The 2,991-nt window shown below is 45.6% G+C and carries 4 protein-coding genes; 3 read left to right on the top strand and 1 reads right to left on the bottom strand.

Going from position 1 to position 2,991, the window contains the following annotated elements:
• A partial coding sequence (locus tag ACTHMC_RS09335) for a TetR/AcrR family transcriptional regulator (protein ID WP_440412792.1) occupies positions 1-134 on the bottom strand: 134 nt, incomplete at its 3' end.
• A gap of 280 nt (positions 135-414) precedes the next feature.
• Here ACTHMC_RS09335 and ACTHMC_RS09330 point away from each other — a divergent pair.
• The 3 genes from ACTHMC_RS09330 (at position 415) to ACTHMC_RS09320 (ending at position 2,964) form a co-directional block, all read left to right on the top strand.
• Positions 415-1,017: a TetR/AcrR family transcriptional regulator gene (locus tag ACTHMC_RS09330; protein WP_440412791.1), complete on the top strand. Its 603-nt coding sequence runs from the start codon at positions 415-417 to the stop codon at positions 1,015-1,017.
• Positions 1,018-1,100: 83 nt separating this feature from the next.
• Entirely contained in the window at positions 1,101-1,724 is a 624-nt protein-coding gene (locus tag ACTHMC_RS09325) for an RNA polymerase sigma factor (protein ID WP_440412790.1), read from the top strand.
• 70 nt (positions 1,725-1,794) lie between these two features.
• Entirely contained in the window at positions 1,795-2,964 is a 1,170-nt protein-coding gene (locus ACTHMC_RS09320; protein ID WP_440412789.1) for a FecR family protein, read from the top strand.
• The last annotated feature ends 27 nt before the right edge of the window (positions 2,965-2,991 follow it).

The following is a 2,991-nucleotide window of genomic DNA, read 5'->3' as shown; positions in this document are numbered from 1 at the left end:
TGGCGGGAAACGAAATAACGATAGAGTGTTTTCTTCGACATGCCCAGGCGGGATGCGATGTCGTCCATGGTGAAGGATTGTACTCCCTGAGTAGTGAACCATTGGTAGGAAGTGTCCAGAATTAATTGTTCCATGAATATTCGACTATTTTGGTTTAAAAGTCAAAAGTAATACGGATATTTGACTTTTCAACTCAAATGGTCAAATAGTTTGTTAAAGAAAGGTGAAAAGGGCAGGTAGTTTTCATGAGTGATGATGGAGGGATGATAGGAAGTGTTGCGTATTTAATTGATTAACATCATTTAAGCGTGTTTGCACTACCGAAACATAGAATATCTTCTACGTTTCCCTGTACCGGTCTTCCAGCTCTGGTGTAAATCGGTATTTTTGTTGAATATTCTAATTGGACTAATAATGTCGAATAGTCAAATAACAAAAGATCCTGTACGGGTAGAGATCCTGACCAAGGCAGCGGAGCTCCTGGGGCGGTTTGGTTTCAAGAAGACCACCATGGAAGATATTGCCAAAGCCATCGGGAAATCCAAAAGCTCCTTATATTATTATTATAAGACCAAGGAAGAGATCTTTGAAGCAGTTGTGGCTGAAGACATGGATGAGTCACGCGCCATGACGGAACAAAAAATGAACACGGTGGAATCTGCCCCTGAGAAATTCAGGCTGATGTTCACTACAATTTTCGGGTCCATCCGGGAGAAGATCGACAAATTCTCTGTTTTCCGGGCGGATGTGATGGAGAACCCAGCGCTGATGGAGAATATCGGAAGGGAGCGGGATATCTATATGGAGAACCTTTTAACGGACCTGCTGCACTATGGCATCAAAAGGGGAGAGATCAGGGAGATGAGTGAGGAAGAGATCGGTGTCTGGACCAAAGTAACGAATATGACTATGCGCGCAATCGGGCAGCGCCTGTTCCTGGAAGATAATTTCGCTTATGTTGAAAAGCACCTGGATTTCCTCGCTATTACCATTTTGAATGGTATCGTGAAAAAGTAGCATTCCACAGGAAAAAATGAATAAATCAGGAGATTGGAAATTTTATTTTAGTTTGCATAGCTACTATCAACTAAGATAACCCTTTGCCGATCCGTCCACCATACGATGAAATAACGCTGCTTCAATCAATAGCCGACAACGACGAAAAGGCGTTCGAGACTGTTTTCTTACAATACGGGGACCTTGTTCACGCCCATATTTTCACGCTCACCAAATCTTATACCGCGTCCAAAGATCTTGTGCAGGATGTATTCCTGCGTGTTTGGTTGTACCGCGACAAGCTGCCTGAGCTCCGGCAATTCAGGAGCTGGCTGCTTCGGATCGCGTACAACAGGGCCTTCCATTATCTCCGCCAGCAAAAAGTGCAGGAGGCGGGCATCGATACCTACATCAACAAATATGGCATCACGGGAGAAACTGACCAGACCCGTGAAGGCGCCAATATCCAGAGCCTGCAACAGGTGATCCGTCAGGCAGTCATCGAAATGCCACCCCAGCAGAAAAAGATTTACCAGCTGAGCAGGGAAGAGGGACTTAAAATCCCTGAAATAGCAGAAAAGCTTGGATTATCTGCCAGTACAGTAAAAAATACCCTGGTGCGCGCACTTCAAACCCTCCGGAATTCCATTGAAAAGTCCAACTATGGCTCCTGGATGCTCCTGATCTGGAAGACTGCCGAAATATTTTTTGATCCTGATAGGTCCTGAAATTCCAGTTGCGGGTCTGTGTTATTGAAGCCTTTGTATAAACCTATTCCCTGGCTTTAAAATATTTGCATTGAACCAATCTGAACGCATACAATTTTTAGCAGAACGGGTGCTGAACCAGCAGGCAGACCAGTCTGAACTGGATGAACTGGCTGCTATCCTGGAAAATGAATCCGGGGAAGGAGCTCAGCTTTTAGAACAATTGATCGCTGCTCAGATCCCCGCGGATCGGATACCACTCAGCGAAGGGGATATCAGGGAAATGAGCGCCCGCATAATTACCATTGACCTTGTGGAAGAAGCACCCGTTTTAGAAATGCAACGCAGGCCTTTCCTGCGGAAATGGTGGTGGGCAGCTGCATCCGTTTTACTACTAGTAGCCATTGGTACTTATCTCTGGTTTACGGATCATACAAATACAGAACCCGTTTTAGCTGCCAATACACAACCCATCGCGGCCGGAAGATCAGGGGCCATTCTTACGCTTGACAATGGTGTACATGTAAAACTTGACAGTGTGCCCAACGGTGTGATAGCCACGCAGAATGGAACAGAGGCAGTGATCCGGGATGGCCAACTGGCTTATCAGTCAACTGGTAATAATTCAGGGGCCGTGGCATATAACACAATGTCTACGCCCAATGGCAGGGAATTCAGACTGGTTCTGCCAGACGGCACACAGGTGTGGTTGAACGCAGCCAGCTCCATCCGCTATCCAACAGTGTTTGCAGGCAAAGAAAGAAGAGTGGAGATCACAGGTGAAGCTTATTTCGAGGTTGCGAAAAAAGCAGGAATGCCATTTATCGTATCAGCCGGTAAAAAAGCGGAGATCCTGGTGTTGGGCACCAGTTTCAATGTAAATGCCTATGACAACGAAACCTCTTTGAATACCACATTGATCGAAGGAGCAGTGAAAGTAAATGGTGCCATCATCAAGCCAGGGCAGCAGGCGCAGATAACAAAAGCAGGCGCACCACGTATTATCACCGGTATCGATACAGAAAAAGTAATGGCCTGGAAAAATGGTTTCTTCAATTTTGAAGGTGCATCCATCGATGAAGTGATGAGGCAGATAGCCAGGTGGTACGATATCGAAGTTGATTATGAAAAAGGGCAGCCACATGTTGAGTTTGAAGGGAAGATGACTAAGGATGTTTCCCTCGATGGTTTGATGGTGCTGCTAAAAAAGTCCGGTATTCATCTCCGGCTCGAAGGTAGAAAACTGATCGTCCTTCCTTAAGGATTACTCTATACTCTTATCATATGG

Origin of the sequence: Pseudobacter sp. (genome assembly GCF_051955275.1) — a bacterium.
Lineage (GTDB): Bacteria > Bacteroidota > Bacteroidia > Chitinophagales > Chitinophagaceae > Pseudobacter.
This window is presented reverse-complemented; position numbering and strand designations above follow the sequence as displayed.

What these genes read in the sequence shown, in the direction of transcription:
- ACTHMC_RS09330 (WP_440412791.1), top strand. Translation starts at nt 415, where the DNA reads ATGTCGAATAGTCAAATAACAAAAGATCCTGTACGGGTAGAGATCCTG.